Source organism: Roseomonas genomospecies 6, assembly GCF_008365375.1.
Taxonomy (GTDB): domain Bacteria; phylum Pseudomonadota; class Alphaproteobacteria; order Azospirillales; family Azospirillaceae; genus Azospirillum.
In genome coordinates, this window is sequence record NZ_QOKW01000008.1 from 1 (window position 1) to 21,038 (window position 21,038).

Sequence of the window (21,038 nt, forward strand, 5' to 3'; positions counted from 1 at the left end):
TTGACCGTCGCCTACCCGGCGGTGGGCGGGGCGACGGCGTCGGACTGGAACGGGGCCATCACCGTGACGGTGGTGGTGGAGGACCTCGGCAACCTGGGCAGCCGCCCGGCAACGCTGGAGGGCGACGCCAACGACGCGGCCACGGGCAACGGCGACTACGCCTATGTGGACACCTCGGCCGGTTCGACCGACGCCAAGCTGAAGACGACGCGCAGCTTCGTGGTGACGGTGACGCCGGTCAACGACACGCCGGCGGCGGCGATCACCGGGACCTATGCGGTGGACGAGGACGGATCGCTGGCGCTGGGCACGGGCCTGTCGGTGAGCGACGGTCTGGACGTGCCGTTCGGCGGGGTGGCGAACGCGACGGTGAGCGTGACGGTGGGCGTGGCGCACGGCACGCTGACGCTGGGCGGCGCCACCGGCACGCTGACCGGTTCCAACGGCGCGGCGACGCTGACGCTGAGCGGGACGCTGGCCGACGTCAACGCGGCCTTGCAGCGGCTGACCTACGCCCCGGCGCGGGATTACAGCGGGACCGACACGCTGACGCTGACCGTCAACGACGGCGGCAACGGCGGCACGGGCGCGCTGAGCCACACCGCGACCAAGGCGATCACCGTCAACCCGGTCTCCGATACGCCAAACCTGACCATCAACGGCACCCTCAATCCGTCCGTAGCCGTTACCGTGACGGGGAACGAGGACAGCGACATCGCCCTCGCCACCGTGATCGGCGAGACCGACACGCTGGGCGTCGACGAGACGATCAGCTTCAAGCTGGACGGCATTCCGGCGGGCTGGGTGGTGAAGGACAACGGCACGCCGCTGACGCTGGTCGCCAACGGCGACGGCACCTTCAACACGGGCGTGCTGACCGGCGGCACGCTGGCGACGCTGACCATCCGCCCGCCGCAGGACTGGAACGCGCAGCAGCCGGGCAAGACCGCGTCGACGCTGACCGTCACCGCCTACAGTTCCGACCAGGGAGCCACGGCGGCGACGCGCACCGGCACCATCATCCTGAACGTCGCCCCGGTCAGCGACGACACGGTGCCGACCAACGACACCGACAGCCTGACCGAGGACACGGCCAGCGTCTCCAAGACCGCCGCCACCGGCGTGCTGTCCAACGACAGCGACGTGGATCTGGAGCAGACGCTGAGCGTGCAGGGTGTCGCCGCCGGCGCCACCGCCACGGCGCTGACCGACGGCACCGGCGTCGGCAGTGCGGTCACCGGGTCCTGGGGCCGACTGACGCTGAACGCGGATGGCTCCTACACGTACCAGCTCGACACCGCGTCGGTGCAGTTCCTGCGCGACGGGCAGACGCGCACCGACGTCTTCACCTACACCGTGAACGACACCGGCAAGCTCGGCGCGGCGAAGACGGCGACGCTGACCGTCACCATCAACGGCCTGAACGACGCGCCGGTGGTGGACCTGAACGGCACGGTCGCCGGGACCGGCACGACTCTGACCTACACGGAGGTGGACGGCACCGACAGCGGCACGGGCAGCGCGCTCTGGCCCTTGGCGACCCTGTCCGACCCGGACAGCGGCAAGCTCGCCAGCCTGACCATCACCGCCGGCAACATCCTGGACGGCAACGCCGAAGTCCTGCGCATCGGCGGCACCGACTTCGCGCTCGCCACCAGCACCGGCGCCCCGGTCACCGTCACGGCGGGAACTACGAACTTCCACGTCAACGTGGCCGCGAGCGGCACCGGCGCCACCGTCACCATCACGCCCGCCGGGGGCGGCGCCATGGCTCTGGCCGACACGGCGGCGCTGCTGGCCGGAATCACCTACCGCGACACCTCCGATAAGCCGAACACCGGCAGCACCCGCGGCTTCGCGGTGCAGGTGACGGACGCCGGCAGCAACGACGACGGCACGCCCGCCGGGACCGGCCTCGCCAGCAACACGGCGGCGGCCACGGTGACGGTGGTCACCACCAACGAGGCCCCGGTGGTCGACCTGAACGGCGCCGCCGCCGGGTCCGACAACGCGATCACCTACGCCGAGGTTGCCAACGGGACGGAGCCGGAACTGGCCATCGCCTCCGCGGGCACCCTGACCGACATCGACAACGCCAACCTGGCGCGGATGGTGCTGACGGTCGGCTCGGTCGCCGACGGTGCGCGCGAGTTCCTGACCATTGGCGGCACCCGCTTCGCCATCGGAACGGACGTCACCGCGCAGATGGTGGACGCCGGGGCGCTGGGCCGCTTCAGCGTGACCATCGCGACGGTCGGCGGCGACCGGCAGGTGGACATCCGCGCGCTGGGTGCCGGCTCGACCGCCACGGTGGACACCAAGGCGGACTTCGCCAGCCTGTTGCAGGGCATCACCTACAGCAACACCAGCGACAACCCGTCGGGCACGCGCACGGTCAAGGTCCAAGTGACCGACGCCGGCACGGACGACGCCATCGCGGCGGACGACGAGCGGGGGAGCAACCTGCCGGTCACCACCATCTCCTTCGTCGCCGCCAACGACCAGCCGCGCTTCTCCGGCAGCTACCAGGATCGGACGGTGCGGGAGAACGCGGTCAACGTGACCGGCGGCGCGCCGGTGGCGCTGATCGGGAATCCGGCGGCGGTGACGCTGAACGACGCCGACAGCCCGAATTACGTGGGCGGGTCGGTCACCGTCTCCGGCCTCGCGGCGGACGACCTGCTGTCGTTGCCCGCGACGGTGACGGCGGTGGAGGGGGCCGTGCGGCTGAGCGGCGGCACCAGCGTTCAGGTCTATTCCGGGGGCGACTGGCGCAGCATCGGCACCCTGTCGGGCGGCAACGGCGCCACCCTGACCATCGCCATCGACGGCGCCGACGCGGCCACCCATGGCACCGTCGCCAACGTCGAGCGCGTGATCGAGGCCCTGACCTACCAGAACGGCAGCGACCGCCCGACGCCGGGTCCGCGCACCCTGACGATCACCGTGAACGACGGCGGCAGCGGGGTTGCCGGCGCGACGACCCTGGCCCTGACCGTGGTTCCGGAGAACGACCGGCCGGTCATCGGCAACTTCGGCTCCAGCGGCCCGACCTTCACCGAGGACGGGGCGGCGGTCCTGCTGGACGCCGACGCGACTCTGCGGGACGCCGACATCGGCGATGCCAGCGGCGGGCCGAACGACTACCGCGGCGTGACCCTGACCTTCCAGCGCAGCGGCGGCACGCCCAACGCGGACGACCGCTTCGGCTTCGGCGGCAACGCCGCCACCGCCAATTCCATCTACGCCGTCGGGACGGAGCTGCGGCTCGCCAACGGCACGGCGGACCCGTCGGACGACGTGGTCATCGGCAGCATCGACACGACGACCGCCGGGCGCCTGCGCATCACGCTGGGCGGCGCGGCGGCGGTGACCCAGGACGTCGCCAGCCGGGTCGTCCAGGCCGTCACCTACACGAACCTGAGCGAGAATGTGGACGGCGTGTCCGCCGGCCCGGTGTCCATCGACCTGACGGTGGACGACCGCAACGGGACGGCCCAGGTGGATCAGGGCGACGGCGGCGCGCTGACGGCGACCTCCGCGACCTCCGTCACCGTCGTCCCGGTCAACGAACCGATCCGCACCGGCGCCGCGCCGGTCCTGACCCAGGTCGCCTACGCCGAGAACGCGGCGCCGCAACGGCTGTTCAACGACGCGGCGGTGACCATCACCGACAACGACAACGCCACCTTCAACGGCGGCGTCGTCACGGCAAGCTTCACCGGCGGCGGGCAGGCGTCGGACCGGCTGGTCGTGGTCGGCAGCGGCGACGCCGCGTCGAACTGGATCAGCGTTTCCGGGTCCGACGTGCTGTGGGACGCCGACGGGGCGGGCTCCGGGGTGGCGGTGGTGATCGGCACGCTGTCGGGAGGTACCGACGCGAACACCCCCCTGGCTATCGCGCTGAACGGCAACGCCGTTCCGGCGGCGGTGCTGGCGCTGATCCGCCAGATCGCCTTCGCCAACGGCAGCGACGACCCGGTCGGCGGGGCGGGGGCCATCCGCACCGTGTCCATGGACGTGCGCAACGGGGCCGTTGGGGCGGCCACCACCCAGACCGCGACCGGCCTGTTCACCAACACCGTCCTGGTCACGCCGGAGAACGACGCCCCGGTGATCGGCCGCGCCGACGGCAGCACCATCCTCGGCACCACCATCACGGAGTGGAACGGCACCGGCACCTATTCCAACAGCGGCGACACGGTCGCGTCGCTGGTCGCCCTGCTGGGCGCCGACGCCCGCGACGCGGACAACCGCGCGGGCGGCGTCGGCACGCCGACCGACGGGCTGGGCCTCGCCGTCACGGGCGTGCTCAACACCGATGGGCGGTGGCAGTATTCCACGGATGGCACCACCTGGACCGACATCCCGACCGGCACCTCCGCAACCGCCGCGCTGCTGCTGAACCCGACCGACCGCGTGCGCTTCGTGCCGACCGCCCTGTTCAACGGCGACGCCGGGGCGCGGCTGACGCTGAAGCTGTGGGACCGCACCAGCAATGGCACCGACACCACCGCCGACGACGCGAACACCACCGACGGCGACCGCAACAAGGGCGACAACGACCAGTTCAGCGGCACCACGGTGGTGCTGACCGCCCGCGTCGGCGCGGTCAACGACGCGCCGGTCAACACGGTGCCGACAACCCTGACCGGCATCAAGGAAGACACGGCCTTCACCTTCTCCGGGTCGAACGCCTTCTCCATCACCGATGTCGACGTGAACGAGAATCCGGACGTCGCCAACCGGACCCTGACCGTCACCCTGACCGCGCAGAACGGCGTGCTGACGCTGGGCGACGCGGCCAGCCGCGCCGGGGTGGCCTTCACCAGCGGCGACGGCGTTGCCGACGCCACGGTGACGGCGACCGGTACGCTTGCCACCCTGCAGGCGCTGCTGGCGTCGGTCACCTACAAGGGCAACGCCCACTTCAACGGCACCGACAGCATCACCATCACCACCAACGACCGCGGCAACTACGGTTCCGGCGGCGCCTTGCAGGACGTGGATACCGTCACCTTCACGGTGCAGGCGGTGAACGACGCGCCCACGGCGACCTCGACCGCCACGGTCACCCTGGCGCCGGTGGCGGAGGACATCGACGGCACGGCCAACAGCGGCTCCACGGTCGGCGACCTGTTCGCCGCCCGGCTGTCCGACGCGCCCGACGCGGTGACCGGCGGCAGCAGCGCCAACGGCTTCGCCGGAATCGCCATCGTGGCGGGCACCGCCGACGCGGCCAAGGGCCAATGGCAGTACCGGATCGGCGGCAGCGGCGCCTGGATCGACGTCGGCGACCGGACGCTCGGCACCGCGCTGCTGCTCGGGTCCGGTGACCGGCTGCGCTTCCAGCCGGCGGGCGATTTCAACGGCCCGGCGCCGCAGCTCGGACTCCGCCTCGTGGAGGACGGTGGCGCGGCGCTCGTCGGCGGCACGGTCGTCGATCTCGGCGGCGCCACGGCGACGGGCGGCGAGAGCCGTTACTCCGACGCGGCCAACCAATTGACGCTGGCGACCAGCGTCACGGCGGTGAACGACCGCCCGGTGGTCACCGGCAGCGGCCCCGTCGCCATCGCGGTGACGGAGGACAGCGCCCCGGCTGGCGCCACCTTCGCCAGCCTGCTGACCGGTCGTTACACCGACGCCACCGACGACCAGACCACCAAGGGCGGTTCGGCGGACGCCACGGCGCTCAGCTTCGTCGCCGTCGTCGGCAACGCCTCCGTGGCCGGGCAGGGCACTTGGCAGTATCTCGCCAACGGCACGACCTGGACGGACATTCCCGCCACGGGCCTGTCCGCGGCGTCGGCCCTGGTGCTCGACGCGGCCACGCAGGTGCGCTTTGTGCCGGCCGCCGACTTCCACGGCACGCCGGGCGCGCTGACGCTGCGGCTGGCCGACGGCTCCGCAAACCCGGTCACGGCCAGCGGATCGGCCTCCGACCTGAAGGACCTGTCGGTGAACGGCGGGACCGGGCAGACGGGCCGCTGGTCGGTGGCCAGCATCGACCTGCAACCCACCGTCGCCAACGTCAACGACGCCCCGACCGCGAGCGGCACGGCGACCCTGCCGGCCATCGCGGAGGACACCCCCGCCGCCTCCATCCCCGGCGCCACGGTGGCGAGCCTGTTCGGCCCGCTCTACGGCGACGCGGCGGACGACCGGACGGGCACAACGGGCGGTGCCGACGCCAGCACGCAAGCGCTGGCCGGAATCGCCATCGTCGGCAACGCCGCGACGGCGGCCCAGGGGCAGTGGTTCTACTCGACCGACGGCACGGCGTGGACGGCTCTGCCCGCCGGCCTGTCGGACACCAACGCACTGGTCCTGCCGACCACCGCCAGCCTGCGCTTCGTGCCGGTCGCGGACTGGAACGGCACGCCGGGCGGCTTGGCGGTGCGCCTGTCCGACGCCACGGTCGGCGGCGCCGCCGCAGGCCAGACCCTGTCCATCGGCGGCACCAGCCCGTGGTCCGCGACGACGGTCACGCTCGGCACCGCCGTCACCGCGGTGGAGGACGCCATCGAGGCGGCGAACGACACCAACGGCATCGCGGAAGACGCGGCGGCCCCGGCCACCGGCAACGTGCTCGCCAACGATTTCGACCGCGACTCGCTGGGCACCATTGCGCCGCAAACTCTCTACGTCACCGCGATCCAGGGCACGGGTGCGGCGAGCCCCATCGACACCAGCGCCAACAACAGCGCCACGGTCGCCGGCAGCTACGGCACGCTGACCATCAAGCGCGACGGCAGCTACAGCTACACGCTGGACAGCAGCCTCGACGTCATCCAGCAGCTCCGCCAGGGGCAGACGCTGAACGACGAGGTCTTCACCTACACGGTGGACGACGTGCTGGCCGCCGACGGCAGCAACGTGGGCAGCGCCGCGGTCAGCCGTACGCTGTCGATCACCATCACCGGTGTGAACGACGCTCCGGTCGCCAAGCCCGATACCGGCGCGATCCAGGAGGACGCGGCCACCCCGGCCATCGGCTCCGTGCTGACCAACGACGTGGAGATCGACGCGGGCGATCCGGGCGCCGTCACGGCGGTCGGCTTCGGCACTGCCACGGGCACGGTCGGCACGGCGCTGGCCGGCGGCTACGGCTCGCTGACGCTGAAGGCGGACGGCACTTGGTCCTACGCCATCGACAACGGCTCGCCCGCCGTGCAGGCCCTGGCGGCCGGGGAAACGCTGACGGAGACCTTCGCCTACACGGTCACCGACACCGCGGGCGTGTCCAGCAGTTCCACCCTGACCATCACCATCACCGGCACCAACGACACCCCGGTGATCGGCACGCAGGGCACGAGCGGGGCCGTCGTGGAGGACACGAGCAGCCCGACGCTGACCAGCGGCGGCACCATCGCCTTCACCGATCTCGACCTGACCGACAGCCATACGGTCACGGTCGGAACGCCGACGGTCAGCGGTTCGACCGGCATTCCCAACGGCTTCGTGCCGGCGGGGGGCTTCGGCACGCTGACGGCCAGTGTGGTGGAGGACGCCACCGATGCGTCCAACGCCGGGCAGGTGAATTGGACCTTCACGGTGGACAACGCCGCCGTGCAGGGGCTCGCTGCCGGCGAGGTGGTGACCCAGGTCTACACGCTGACCCTGAAGGACCCGAGCGGCGCCACGGTGACCCGCGACGTCACGATCACGATCACCGGCACCAACGACGCGCCGGTGATCGGCGCCGGAAAGACCGCCGGTGCGGTGACCGAGGACGCCGATACGCCGACGCTGACCGACACGGGCACCATCGCCTTCACCGACCTGGACCTCAGCAACAGCCACACGGTCACGGTCGGAACGGCTACGGTCAGCGCTTCGGCGGGTGTCCCCTCCGGCTTCGTCCCGTCCGGCGGCTTCGGCACGCTGACGGCGAGCATCGTCGAGGACGTCACCGACCTTGGCAACACGGCCCGTATCGACTGGACCTTCACAGTGGACAACGCCGCGGTGCAGAGCTTGGCCGCTGGTGAGACCGTCACCCAGGTCTACACGCTGACGCTGAAGGACGTGAGCGGCGCGACGGTCACCCGCGATGTCACGATCACGATCACCGGCACCAACGACACCCCGGTCATTGGCACCGGCAAGACCGCCGGTGCGGTGACCGAGGACGCCGACAAGCCGACGCTGACCGACACGGGCACCATTGCCTTCACCGACGTGGACCTCAGCAACACTCACACCGTCACGGTCGGAACGGCGGCAGTCAGCACCTCGACCGGCGTTCCCTCCGGCTTCGTCCCGGCGGGCGGGTTCGGCACGTTGACGGCAAGCATCGTCGAGGACACGACCGATCTGTCGGGCGTGGGGCAGGTGAGCTGGACCTTCACGGTGGACAATGCCGCCGTGCAGGGGCTCGCAGCCGGCGAAGTGGTGACCCAGGTCTACACGCTGACCCTGAAGGACCCGAGTGGCGCGACGGTCACCCGCGATGTCACGGTCACGATCACCGGTACCAACGACGTTCCGGTGATCGGCACGCAAGGCACGAGCGGGGCCGTCGTGGAGGACGCGAGCAGCCCGGCACTGACCAGCGGCGACACCATCGTCTTCACCGACGTGGACCTCAGCAACACCCATACGGTCACGGTCGGAACGCCGACGGTCAGCGCTTCGGCTGGTGTCCCTTCCGGCTTCGCCCCGGCGGGCGGCTTCGGAGTTCTGACGGCGAACATCGTCGAGGATGTCACCGACCTCGGCAACACGGCCCGGATCGACTGGACCTTCACGGTGGACAACGCCGCCGTGCAAGGGCTCGCAGCCGGGGAGGTGGTGACCCAGGTCTACACGCTGACCTTGAAGGACGTGAGCGGCGCCACGGTGACCCGGGACGTCACGATCACCATCACCGGCACCAATGACATGCCGGTGATCGGCACCGGCAAGACCGCCGGTTCGGTGACCGAGGACGCCGATAAGCCGACGCTGACCGATACGGGCACCATCGCCTTCACCGATTTGGACCTCAGCGACACGCACACGGTCGCGGTCGGCACGGCGACGGTCAGCGCTTCGGCGGGAGTCCCCTCCGGCTTCGTCCCGGCTGGCGGGTTCGGGGTTCTCACGGCCAGCGTGGCGGAGAACACGACCGATCTGTCGGGCGCCGGGCAGGTGAATTGGACCTTCACGGTGGACAATGCCGCCGTGCAGGGGCTCGCTGCCGGCGAGGTGGTGACCCAGGTCTACACGCTGACCCTGAAGGACCCGAGCGGCGCGACGGTGACCCGCGACGTCACGATCACGATCACCGGCACCAACGACACGCCGGTCGTCGGCATGGACAAGCTGACCGGCGCCGTGACCGAGGACGCGGACTCCACCACCCTGACCGACACGGGCATCATCGATCTCGGCGATACGGATCTGTCCGACACCCATGGCGTCGCGGTGGCCTTCACCGCCACCACCGGCTCGGCGCAACTGGGAACGCTGACCGCTATCGTCCGGACGGACAGCAGCGGGACCGGCACGGGGGGCGTCATCGCCTGGACCTACGGCGTGGACAACGCCGCGGTGCAGTTCCTGGCCGCCGGTCAGACGGTGACGGAGACCTACAGGCTCACCGTCTCCGACGGGAAGGGCGGTACGGTGACCCGCGACGTCACGGTCACCATCACCGGCACCAACGACGCGCCGGTGATCGGCCCGGCAAAGCTGACCGGTGCCGTGACCGAGGATGCGGGTGGCGGCGCAACCCTGACCGACAGCGGCACCGTCGCCTTCACCGACGTGGACCTGACCGACGCGCACAGCGTCACGGCGGTCTTCGTGTCGACGAGCGGCACGGGCCAGCTCGGCGTGCTGACCGCCGTACGGACCGCGGACACGACGGGTACGGGAGCCGGCGGGCAGGTCACCTGGACCTACACGGCGGACAACGCCGCGCTTCAATTCCTGCGCGCGGGCGAAACGCTGACCGAGACCTACGCGATCACCGTGTCGGACGGGAAGGGCGGCACGGTCACCCGCAACGTCGTCATCGCCATCACCGGCACCAACGACGCCCCGACCGTCACCGGCGATCCGCCTGCCGTGTCGGGCAACGCCGGGCAGGAGATGGCGCTCACCGTCGACCGTTCGCGCTTCGCCGATGTGGACCGCGGCGACAGCCTGACCTTCACGGCGACCCTGGCCGATGGCCGCCCGCTGCCCTCCTGGCTGTCCTTCGACCCGGCGACCCTGACCTTCCGCGGGACTCCGCCGCAGGATGCCGCCGGCACGCTCGCGCTGATCCTGCGGGCCACCGACACCGCGGGCGCCTCGGCGACGCTGGGCGTGACGTTCAGCATCACGGCGGAGGTGCCGCGCGCCGACACGCCGACGCCAGGCACCCCGACCGCCACGACGCCGACGACACCCGGCACCCCCCCGACGACGCCCACCAACGGGGATTCGCTGATCACCGGGACGGGCAACGCCACCCCGAACGCGCCCCTCGTCACCGGCACCACGCCGGCGGGCGACGGGCTGACCACCGGCTTCACCGCGACCCCCTTCACCCAGGTGCAGGCGGGCGACAACGGCGGCTTCGGCGCCGGGGCGGTGAACACCGCAAGCCTGCTGAACCGCCAGGGCAACGGCGACCTGTCCACCTCGGCCATCTTCCGGCAGTCCAGCCAGGCCAACGTGGAGCTGTTCCTCGCCGGGTCGGTCGGCAACCAGACCCTGCTGCCGCAGCAACAGACGAGCTTCCAGGTGCCGAAGAACATCTTCCGGCACACCAACCCGAACGAGCGGCTCGTTTATCAGGCGACCCGCCCGGACGGCAGCCCGCTGCCCAACTGGCTGCAGTTCGACGCGCAGAACCTGTCCTTCCGCGGCGCGCCGCCGACCGAGGCACGCGGGGCGCTCGACATCGTCATCGTCGCCAAGGACAGCCGCGGCAATCAGGCGGCGGCGCAGTTCCGCGTGCTGGTCACCCAGGACCTCAACACCCAGACCCCCGTCGGGAACGGCCGCGGCGAGCAGCCGAGCGGCGGCGAGGGCCGCCCACAGGCCCAGGGGCAGCAACCCCCGGGCGAGGGGCAGGGCGGGAATCCGATCGGAAACCAGGGCGGCGAGCAGGACCAACCGGCGCTCCAGGTGCCAAGGGACCAGCGTGCCGATGCCGGAGCGCCGGACTCCATGGAGGGGGCCGACGCCTGGACGGCCACAGACCGCAACATCGCCGACCTTGCTCCTTCCGGTGCCACGCCGCCGGCCGGCCGCGCCTCCTTCTCGGCTCAGCTTCACGCCGCCGGGCGGCCCGGCCTGCTGGCGGAGGCCCGCAGCCTTCTGAACGCGCTTCTCGTCACCGATGACCGCAACGCCGCCTGACCCGGCGGCATCACACAGAGCCTACGACCCGCATGAGCCCCCACCGCATGCTACGCTCCCTCGGCCCGCTAGGCGCGGTCGCCCTCCTCGGAGCCTGTGCCGTCGCCCCGGCCCCGATCCTGCCGGAGGAGCATCTGGCGCGCGCCAGGACCGACTACGCGCAACTCTACAAGGATCAGGCGCCGCTCGCCGGTCCCCTGACCGCGTCGGAGGCGGTGGCGCGGGCGCTCAAGTACAACTACGACCAGCAGCTCGCCAGCGTCGAATCGGCCTTGCAGACCAGCCAGTTCGACGTCGCGGTGATGAACATGCTGCCGCGGCTGGCGGCCAGCGCCGGCTACAACGTGCGCAACAACGAGAACGCCTCCTCGTCGCTGTCGGTTCTCACCCGCCGCCAGTCGCTCGAGCCCTCGACCTCGCAGGACCGGAACCGCGGCACCGCCGACCTGACCTTCTCCTGGAACCTGCTGGACTTCGGTGTCGGCTATTTCCAGGCGCGCCAGCAGGGCGACCGGGCGCTGATCGCGGTGGAGCGGCGGCGGCGCGTCATCAACAACATCGCCAAGGAGGTGCGCAGCGCCTACTGGCGCACGGCGACGGCGCAGCGCCTGCTGCCGAAGATCGACCCGCTGCTCGCCGATGCCGAAAAGGCGCTGAAGGCGAACGCGGAGATCAGCCGGAACTCGCTGGAGCCGGTGCTCCAAACGCTGGAATACCGCAAGAACCTGTTGCAGGTGATCACGCAGCTTCGCCGCCTGAAGTCGGACCTGTCGGTCGCCAAGGCGCAGCTCGCCGCTCTGGTCAACATCCCGCCGCGCACCGAATTCACGGTGGAGCTGCCGCCGGAGACGCCGTCCTTCCCGCGCGGCCTGTCCGCCGACCTGCCCTCGCTGGAGCTGATCGCCCTGTCGCAGCGCCCGGAGCTTCGCGAGGAGGCCTACCAGGAGCGGGTGGACCGCAACAACCTTTACAAGGAGATGATCCGGCTGGTGCCGGGCCTCTCGGTGCTGGGCGGCCTGAACTACGACAGCAACTCCTACCTCGTGAACAATCTGTGGGCCGAGGCGGGGGTGCGCGCCACCTACAACCTCGTCAACCTGATCAGCGGGCCGATCGCCATGGACGCCGCCCGCAAGCAGATCGAGGTGTCGAAGGTCCGCCGCCTCGCCCTCAGCGTCGCGGTGCTGACCCAGGTGAACGTCAGCCACCAGCAGTATCTCCGCTCCGTGGAGACGCTGGATTCGGCGCAGGAGATCTCGCAGGTCGAGGCGGGCATCGCCAAGGCCGTGTCGGACGGCGGCCTCGCCGAGGCGGAACCGGAGTTCGAGCGCATCCGCCGCGGCCTGTCGGCGGTCGCCGCGGAACTGGACCGCGACCGCGCCTTCACCGATCTGCAGGCTTCGCTCGCCAACCTCTACACCTCGCTCGGCTTCGATCCGGTGCCCGCGGCGGTGGAGACCGACGACCTGACAACGCTGACCGCCGTGGTGAAGCGGTCGCTCGACGACCTCGACGCCGGGCGCCTGCCGGACATCCCGCATCTGGAGCCGGCCCCCGATCAGGTCCCCGGCCAGCCTTCCGAACCGCCGCAGGCCGAGGCCCCCTCGGCGCCCCCGTCCGAACCGTCCACGCAACCCCAGACCGCCCCGGTATCATGACGCTTCGCTTCGCGACGTGTTTCGCCGCCGCCTTCCTCCTCCTCATGTCCGGCGTGGGGCCGGGGGTGGCGGCGGAGACCGGCGGGGACATCCTGCCGATCGTTCCGCGGGAGATCCGCGCCCAGGTGACGGCGCGCGTCGCCACGACCCTGTCCAGCCCGATGGCCGGGCGCATCCACGACCTGTCCATCGAGGACGGCGACCGATTCAAGAAGGGCGAGGTTCTGGTCCGCTTCGACTGCGCGGTGCAGGAGGGGCAGCACGCCCGCGCCGTCGCGCTGCTGGAGAAGAACCGCCAGTTGCAGGCGGTGAACGAGCGCCTGCGCAAGCTGGGTTCGGTCAGCGTCAAGGAAATGAACGTCTCCACCGCCGACGTCGCCACCGCCGCCGCCGAGGTGAGCATCACCAGGGCCATGGTGGACCGCTGCACCGTCACCGCACCCTTCGCCGGGCGGGTGGCCGGCGTGTCGGTCAAGCGCTGGCAGTTCATCGGCGAGGGACAGCCGATGCTGGACATCCTCGACGACCAGCAGCTTGAACTGGAAGCGATCATCCCCTCCCGCTGGCTGGCGTGGCTGGGGGTCGGCACCGGATTCCAGGTGGAGGTGGACGAGACGGGCAAGCTCTATCAGGCCAAGGTGTCGCGCCTGTCGGGCCGTGTCGATCCGGTCAGCCAGTCGGTGAAGATCTACGCGTCGATCACGGGCGCGACCGGCGACCTGCTGCCCGGCATGAGCGGGCGCGCCGTGATTGCGCCACCTCAAGACACGCCTACCCAAATTTCGCCTTCCCAGAACACAACCGGCGGTGTTGCCGACCCGGTACAAGCGGTGCCTTCGGACAAGAAACCGGCGGACAAAACTCCATGAGCGCCCAGTTGAACCGGCAGTTGCTTCGGCTGTCGGCTCTGCTCCAGATCGAACGGCGCGCGCGCCACGCCGCACGGAACGAGCTGTCCTTCGTGATGGCGAACGAGACCGCCGGAGTCATGCCCTACCAGCAGGCGGCGGTGTGGATCGGCGACGCGCGCGGACGCATCGACGCGCTGTCCGGGGTGGCGGTCGCCGACCTTGCGGCGCCCTACGGGCAGTGGGTGTCGCGGCTGTGCGCCGAATTGGCGGGAGTGCCGGACGGGACGGAGCCGCGCGCGGTGACGGCGGAGGACGTGCCCGCCGCTGTCAGCCGGGATTGGGCGGAGCATCTGGCGCCCTGCGCGCTGTGGGTCCCGCTGGTGGCGCCGGGGGACCAGCGGGTCGGCGGCCTGCTGTTCGCCCGCGCGGAACCCTGGACCGAGGCCGACCGGCATCTGCTGGCCCACCTCGCCGACGCCTACGCCCACGCCTGGCTGCTGGCCCACGCCCGCCGGGTCCGCCTGAAGCGGAAAGGCGCCCTGTGGCGCAAGGCCGCCTTGGCCGCGCTGGTGACGCTGGTGGTCGGGGCGGGGGCTTTGCCGGTGCGGCAGTCGGTGCTGGCCCCGGCGGAGGTGGTGCCGCGCACGCCGACGCTGGTGCGCGCGCCCTTCGACGGGGTGGTGGACAGCGTCGCCGTGACGCCGAACCAGCCCGTCGGCGCCGGCCAGCCGCTGGCCACGCTGGACACGGCGCAACTGCGCAGCAAGCTGAAGGTCGCGCAGAAGGCGCGCGAGGTCACCCAGACCGAATACCAGCAGGCCGCCCAGCTCGCCGTGTTCGACCCGAAGGCCAAGGCGAAGCTGGCCATCCTCCAGGGGCACCTGGAGCAGCAGGCGGCGGAGATCGCCTATCTGCAGGGTATGCTCGACCGCGCCACCCTGACCGCCCCGGCGGCGGGCGTGGCCGTCTTCGACGACCCCAACGACTGGATCGGGCGCCCGGTCACCCAGGGCGAGCGGATCATGATCGTCGCCAACCCGGCGGACGTGGAGCTGGAAATCCGCCTGCCGGTCGGCGACGCCATCCCGCTGGACGAGCGCGCGGAGGTCGCCTTCTTCCTGAACGTGGCGCCGGACGCGCCGATGCGGGCGACGCTCCATTCCGGCAGCTACCGCGCGCAGACCATGCCGGACGGGGTGGTGGCCTACAAGCTGAAGGCCGGTTTCGACGGTGCCGGGGAAGGGCAGGGCGGCACGCCGCGGCTCGGCTTCAAGGGCACCGCGAAGGTTTATGGTGAAACGGCGCCGCTGGCGCTGTGGATTCTCCGTCGTCCCATCGCCACGGCTCGGCAATGGCTGACCTTCTGACCGCAACCGACGCCCCGCCCGGCGGCGCCGCTCCCATCCGGCGCGCTCCGTCGCCCGCCCCGTCACCTGCCGAAACGCCGCTGCCGCCCCTGCGCGACGATCTGGCCCTGCTGCCCGGCCCGCCGACCCACGAAGGGGCGCCGACCTGGACGCTGCACGACCCGGCGGCCAACCGCTTCCTGCGCATCGGCTGGCTGGAGTTCGAGATCCTTCAGCGCTGGCCGCTCGGCCGCGCCGACGCCATCGCGCAGGCCATCGCGCGGGAGACTCCGCTGGCCGTCTCCGCGGAGGAGGTGCTGCATTTCGTCCAGTTCGCGGAGCGCGGCGAGCTTCTGCACCCCATCGGCCCGCAGGGCACCGCGCGCATGGCGCAGCGGGTCGCGGCGCGCCGGCAGCATCCGCTGAAATGGCTTCTGAAGAACTACCTGTTCCTGCGCGTGCCGCTGGTGCGGCCCGATGGCTTTCTGCGCGCCACGCTGCCGCTCGTCCGTCCTCTCTTCACGCGGGGATTCCTGCTTCTGGTGCTGGTCGTGGCGATGCTCGGCCTCCACCTGATCGGGCGCCAGTGGGACAGCTTCACCCACAGCTTCCTGCACCTGTTCACGCTGGAAGGGGCGGCGCTGGGCGGGGCCGCCCTGCTGTTCGCCAAGATCATCCACGAGATGGGGCACGGCTACGCGGCCCGGCTGAGCGGCTGCCGGGTGCCGGCGATGGGCGTGGCCTTCCTGGTGCTGATGCCCGTGCTGTGGACCGACACCACGGAGGCGTGGCGCCTGACGTCGCGCCGCAAGCGGCTGCTGATCGACGCGGGCGGCATGCTGGCGGAACTGACCGTGGCCGCCTTCGCCTCGCTGGCCTGGAGCTTCCTGCCGGACGGGCCGCTGCGCTCGGGCGTCTTCATGCTGGCCGGCACGACCTGGATCATGACGCTGGCGGTGAACCTGAACCCGCTGATGCGCTTCGACGGCTATTTCCTGCTGGCCGACGCGCTGGACATCCCGAACCTCCAGGACCGCAGCTTCGCCATGGGCCGCTGGTGGCTGCGGGAGCGGCTGTTCGGCCTGGGCGCGCCGCCGCCGGAGGTGCAGACGCCGGGGCGGCGGCGCTTCATGATCGGCTACGCCTTCGCCATCTGGGTCTACCGCTTCCTGCTGTTCATGGGCATCGCGCTACTCGTCTATCACCTGTTCTTCAAGCTTCTTGGCCTCTTCCTGATGATCGTGGAGATCGGCTGGTTCATCGTGCGCCCGATCGTGTCCGAACTCGCAGCCTGGATGGCGCAACGCCGCGCCATGCGCTGGAACCGCAACAGCGTGACGACGCTGGCCGCCGTCGGGCTGCTCGCCGCCGCCTTCCTCGTCCCCTGGCGGAGCGAGGTGACGGCGCCCGCGCTTCTCCACGCGGAGCGGCAGGCGGTGCTCTATGCGCTGCACGCCGGTCAGGTGAGGACCCTGCCGGAGGGGATCGGCGCCGGGCTCGATGCCGACGCCGCGGCCTTCGTTCTGGAATCTCCGGACCTGTCCTACCGGATCGCGCAGGCGGAGCGGCAGGTCCGGCTCTATCAGGTGCAGGCCAACGCCCAGGCCGCCGATCCCGAACAGGCCTCGCAGTTGCCGGTCACCTGGCAGCAGATGGAGGGCGCGGTCGCCGACCTGGAGACGCTGACCGCCCAGCGCCACGAGATGACCGTGCGGGCGCCCTTCACGGGCCGCGTGCTGGAACTGGCCGACCATCTGCGCCCCGGCGCCTGGGTGGCGGCGAAGGAACCCCTGGCGCTGCTGGTCGCGCCCGACAGCGTGGTGGCGGAGGCCTATGTCGCGGAGGCCGACCTGTCGCGCCTGACGGCCGGTGCGCCCGCGCGGTTTGTCCCGGAGGACGGGTCGAGACCCATCCCGCTGCGGCTGCGCTCCATCGACGCGCTCGCCACCCGTGAGTTGGACTCCGCGGAGTTGGCCTCCACCCAGGGTGGCGGAGTCGCAGCCCGCACCCTGCCCAACGGCAAGACCGTCACCGAGGAGGCCGTCTACCGCGCCACCCTAGCGCCGGTGGACGGCCTGACCCTGCCGCACGCCAGCCGCGGCACCGTCCTGATCGAGGGCGAACGGGAAAGCCGGGGCCGGCGCCTGTGGCGGATCGCCGTCGGCGTGCTGATCCGCGAAAGCGGCTGGTGAGATGGGACGGATCGCCTCAGCCGTTGTCCAGCATCGCGCGCACCTGGGCGAGGAACTGGTCGATGGCGACGGGCTTGCCCAGAAGCCGCGTGCGCGGCCCGAGCTGTTCCTTGTCCATGGCTGCGTTGCCGACATAGCCGGTCAGAAACAGCACTTTCAGCTCCGGCCGCATTGAGCGGGCCGTTTCCGCGAGCTGCTGTCCGCTGATGCCGGGCAGGCCCACATCCGTCACCACCAGGTCGATCCGCGTCGGAGAGGCGAGGATGGTCAAGGCTGCGTGTCCATCCTCGGCCTCCAGGACGGTCGAACCCTGTTCCCGGAGCGCCTCCACGAGCAGCATGCGGACAATGGCTTCGTCCTCCACCACCAGCACGGTTCCCGGCATCGGCGGCGGCTGATCGGGTGCCTTTCCGGGGGTGGGTTCCGCCTGCTCCGCACCCTGATAACGGGGCAGGTACAGCTTCACCGACGTTCCCTGTCCCACCGCGCTGTCGATGCGGACGCATCCGCCCGACTGCCGGACAAAGCCGTAGATCTGACTGAGTCCCAGGCCGGTTCCCTGGCCAACGGGCTTCGTCGTGAAGAACGGTTCGAAGGCGCGGTTGAGAACCTCCGGAGGCATGCCGGTGCCGGTGTCGGCCACCTCGAGCAGCACATAATCGCCGGGCTGCATTCCGGCTTGCGAAGCCACCGCGGCCTCGTCCAGATGGACGTTGGCGCCCTGAACGGTGAGCCGTCCGCCATCGGGCATCGCGTCGCGGGCGTTGATGGCCAGATTCAACAGCGCGGCCTCGACCTGATTGGCGTCTGCCCAGATCGGCCACAGTTCGGGAGCCAGCCGCGTTTCAACCCGGACCGCTTCGCCGACCGAGCGTTCGATCAGGTCCCGAAGTTCATCCGCGAGCGGCTTCAAATCGGTGCGCTCGGGTTTGAGGGGCTGTCGGCGCGCGAAGGCCAGCAGCCTCCGTGTCAGGGCTGTTGCCCGTTCGATCGAGGTCCGGGCGGCGGTCACATAGGGTTCGACGTCGCCTCGCCCGGCCGCAAGCCGCCGCTCGATGATCTCCAGGCTGCCGCCGATGGCCTGGAGCAGATTGTTGAAGTCGTGTGCGATGCCGCCGGTAAGCTGCCCCACCGCCTCCATCTTCTGGGCCTGGAAGAGTGCCGCACGGGTCTCCTCCAGAGCCTCCTGCGCCTTCTTGCGCTCCGTGATATCCCGGGTGATCTTGGCAAAACCGATCAGGTTTCCGTTGGTGTCCCTGATCGCGTCGATGACGACGCTGGCCCAGAAACGGGTGCCGTCTTTGCGGAGCCGCCAGCCTTCGGTTTCGAATTTCCCGGTCTGCTCCGCGGTGCGCAGCCCCTGCATGGGGATGCCGGCGGCCCGATCCTCGTCGGTGTGGAAGCGCGAAAAGTGCTCCCCGATGATCTCCTCGGCGGTGTAGCCCTTCATGCGCTGGGCGCCGGCGTTCCAGTTCGTGACATGCCCGGTCGTATCGAGCATGAAGATCGCGTAGTCGATCACACCCTGGACCAGCAGGCGGAAGCGCGTCTCGCTCTGCCGCAGGGCTTCCTGGGCCTGCTTGCGCTCGGTGATGTCGCGCGTGACCTTGGCAAATCCAACCAGGTTGCCGTCGTCGTCCCGGATCGGATCGATGAGGACATGGGCCCAGAAGCGCGTGCCGTCCTTGCGAACGCGCCAACCTTCCGCTTCGAATTTTCCTTCGGTCAAGGCGATGGTGAGCGCCCGCTGCGGCACTCCGGCTTGTTGATCGTTCTCGGTGTAGAAGCGGGAAAAATGTTGTCCGATGATCTCTGCGGCCGTGTATCCCTTGAACCGCTGCGCGCCCGGGTTCCAGCTTGTCACGATCCCATGTGCGTCGAGCATGTAGATGGCGTAATCGCGAACGCTGTTGACGAGCAGTTCGAATCGCCGCTCGCCGGACAGCGACTGCCCGCCAACGCCGGTCGACGACTCAATCTCCACCAGGGTTCTCCAAAGCACTCTGAAAGATGGTTGGCACTCTATCGCTGTTGGAGACGTCATTCAACGAAGCCGGCCTCAGGGAGGCCCGGCGCGGTTCGGCGCCCTCATTGTTCCACCTCCAGCACGGTCAACGTCTTGGCCTCGCCCGAACGCGTGTACCAGCAGATCGCGTGCCCTTCGGCGACGCCAATGAGCGCGGCGCCGATCGGCGTCAGGACCGACACCTTTCCCGCGGCCAAGTCGGCCTCCGATGGATAGACGAGGGTAACGGTCCGAACCCGTCCGGTCGCCTCGTTGCGAAAGGTGACACGCGCGTTCATCGCAACCACGGTCGGCATGACCTCGCCTGACCGCACCACCGTCGCTCGCTCGAGTTCCGCGCCCAGATAGTCGGAGACGTCGGGTTCCGACGCTGCGGAAGCGGCCACGAGACCGAGCAGGCAGACGTAGTCGTCGGATGACAGCGTGACAGCCGGAAACAGTTCGGGAGAGGGCATGGTTCTATCCTTTCATACGTGGGTCCGGAAACTCCATGGCGAGGCGGCGGGACAACCCCATCCGCCAAGGGCCGTGTCACGCGGCGGGCGGCGGGGTGTCATCGCCGCCGTCCTGCGGGCGAGGCTGGGACGCGGGCGGTCGCTGCGGCCTTCGTTTGAAGGGCACGACCTGGGGCACGACCTGGGTTGTGCGGGTCTCGGCTTCGGCAGGGCGGTTCGGCGGCGTCACGTCACGCTCCGTCATCATCGGGTCACCTACAAAGTCGACGTCCAAGGCCGCGATGGCGGCCTCGACGGCGGTCAACAGGAACGAGCCCGAGGGACTGCCCGCATGAATCGCGGATCTCCCCCGGCTCTGCGGCGATGTCGGGAATGTGAGCCCCGGTTCTGGACCGGGGCGCTGCCTAGCGGCCCAGATCCGGGGCGGACGTGCCTGAATGCACGCAACCGGCGCGCAAGAGAGGACGGTTCTGGAGGGCGACGATCATCATGGCGGCTCCAATCATGGCCGATACCGGGCCCGGTAGCAAGCTGGTGTTGCCGGGCTTACCCGTTGGTGTTGGCCTCCACCGCACGGAGCGCCCTCCCTGACGGGAAACGAGGTCCAATCCGGGCAGTCGGGGCCAGCGGATGTGCGGCCGGAATCGGTGCCTGGTCAACCGACGACGTAAATCGCTTCGCAGATGACGTAGTTGAGCGCAAGGAAAGGCTGCATGTTGCTGCGAGACGAGGTCGTTGTCTGCGTGCTCGTCATTCCTCCAAGTCATCTTCGCCGACGGCGGCTACCAAGGGAACGTCGCGGCCACCAAGGTGAGGGACACCGGTGACTGGCGGTTGGAGATCGTCAAGCGCTCCGATCAGGCCAAGGGCTTCGGTCGCCTTCATCCGCATCGCCATGATCTGGGTGATGCTTCGGCGCCTCACTCGGAAATGATCTTTCAGGACAGACTCTCAGTGATTTCCAGGATGGGCATCGAATCCTGGCATGCATCATCGTATCCGGCGTGGCCTCCCCACGTAGCAACTGATTGGCCTGATCGATAATCTCCCGCGCAGGCACACACGCACACACGGCGGCGGCGGCGGTGGAGACGAGAATGGGATCGACAGGGAGCCCATCACACAACGGGGCAAGGTCACCCTCGATCAACGGTCGGGGGCGGAGGTTCCCGG

General features: G+C 70.1%; 7 protein-coding genes and 1 pseudogene. 6 read left to right on the plus strand and 2 right to left on the minus strand.

The window, feature by feature from the left end; genetic code table 11:
* Positions 1-21: 21 nt before the first annotated feature.
* From DS843_RS12180 to DS843_RS12200, 5 genes are read left to right on the plus strand one after another with little or no spacing between them, the layout of a single operon-like run.
* Entirely contained in the window at positions 22-11,337 is an 11,316-nt protein-coding gene (locus DS843_RS12180) for a VCBS domain-containing protein (protein WP_208852224.1), read from the plus strand.
* Between the two features lie 47 nt (positions 11,338-11,384).
* On the plus strand, positions 11,385-12,995 hold the full coding sequence (locus DS843_RS12185) for a TolC family protein (RefSeq protein WP_167525283.1): 1,611 nt from the start codon (positions 11,385-11,387) through the stop codon (positions 12,993-12,995).
* Positions 12,992-13,864, plus strand: coding sequence for an efflux RND transporter periplasmic adaptor subunit (locus DS843_RS12190; protein WP_149469161.1), 873 nt, complete (start codon positions 12,992-12,994; stop codon positions 13,862-13,864). Before DS843_RS12185 ends, DS843_RS12190 begins: the two co-directional genes overlap by 4 nt.
* Positions 13,861-15,213: an efflux RND transporter periplasmic adaptor subunit gene (locus DS843_RS12195; RefSeq protein WP_149469162.1), complete on the plus strand. Its 1,353-nt coding sequence runs from the start codon at positions 13,861-13,863 to the stop codon at positions 15,211-15,213. The genes DS843_RS12190 and DS843_RS12195 overlap by 4 nt, the downstream gene beginning before the upstream one ends.
* Entirely contained in the window at positions 15,198-17,384 is a 2,187-nt protein-coding gene (locus DS843_RS12200; protein WP_149469163.1) for an HlyD family efflux transporter periplasmic adaptor subunit, read from the plus strand. The genes DS843_RS12195 and DS843_RS12200 overlap by 16 nt, the downstream gene beginning before the upstream one ends.
* A 16-nt stretch (positions 17,385-17,400) precedes the next feature.
* Here the strand turns inward: DS843_RS12200 and DS843_RS12205 are convergent, their stop codons facing one another.
* Together DS843_RS12205 and rnk are read right to left on the minus strand one after the other, a co-directional pair.
* Positions 17,401-19,368, minus strand: coding sequence for a hybrid sensor histidine kinase/response regulator (locus DS843_RS12205; RefSeq protein ID WP_286192065.1), 1,968 nt, complete (start codon positions 19,366-19,368; stop codon positions 17,401-17,403).
* Positions 19,369-19,472: 104 nt separating this feature from the next.
* Positions 19,473-19,865, minus strand: a complete 393-nt coding sequence (rnk, locus tag DS843_RS12210; RefSeq protein WP_149469165.1) for a nucleoside diphosphate kinase regulator — start codon at positions 19,863-19,865, stop codon at positions 19,473-19,475.
* 753 nt (positions 19,866-20,618) lie between these two features.
* Between rnk and DS843_RS31745 the strand changes: the two are divergent.
* Positions 20,619-20,738, plus strand: a pseudogene (locus DS843_RS31745) (IS5/IS1182 family transposase); the annotation flags it as partial.
* Positions 20,739-21,038 lie beyond the last annotated feature (300 nt).

Bases quoted from the DNA above. Each gene is read 5' to 3' on its own strand.
- DS843_RS12190 (WP_149469161.1), top strand. From the start codon at position 12,992: ATGACGCTTCGCTTCGCGACGTGTTTCGCCGCCGCCTTCCTCCTCCTC.
- DS843_RS12185 (WP_167525283.1), top strand. From the start codon at position 11,385: ATGCTACGCTCCCTCGGCCCGCTAGGCGCGGTCGCCCTCCTCGGAGCC.
- DS843_RS12200 (WP_149469163.1), top strand. From the start codon at position 15,198: ATGGCTGACCTTCTGACCGCAACCGACGCCCCGCCCGGCGGCGCCGCT.
- DS843_RS12195 (WP_149469162.1), top strand. From the start codon at position 13,861: ATGAGCGCCCAGTTGAACCGGCAGTTGCTTCGGCTGTCGGCTCTGCTC.
- rnk (WP_149469165.1), bottom strand. From the start codon at position 19,865: ATGCCCTCTCCCGAACTGTTTCCGGCTGTCACGCTGTCATCCGACGAC.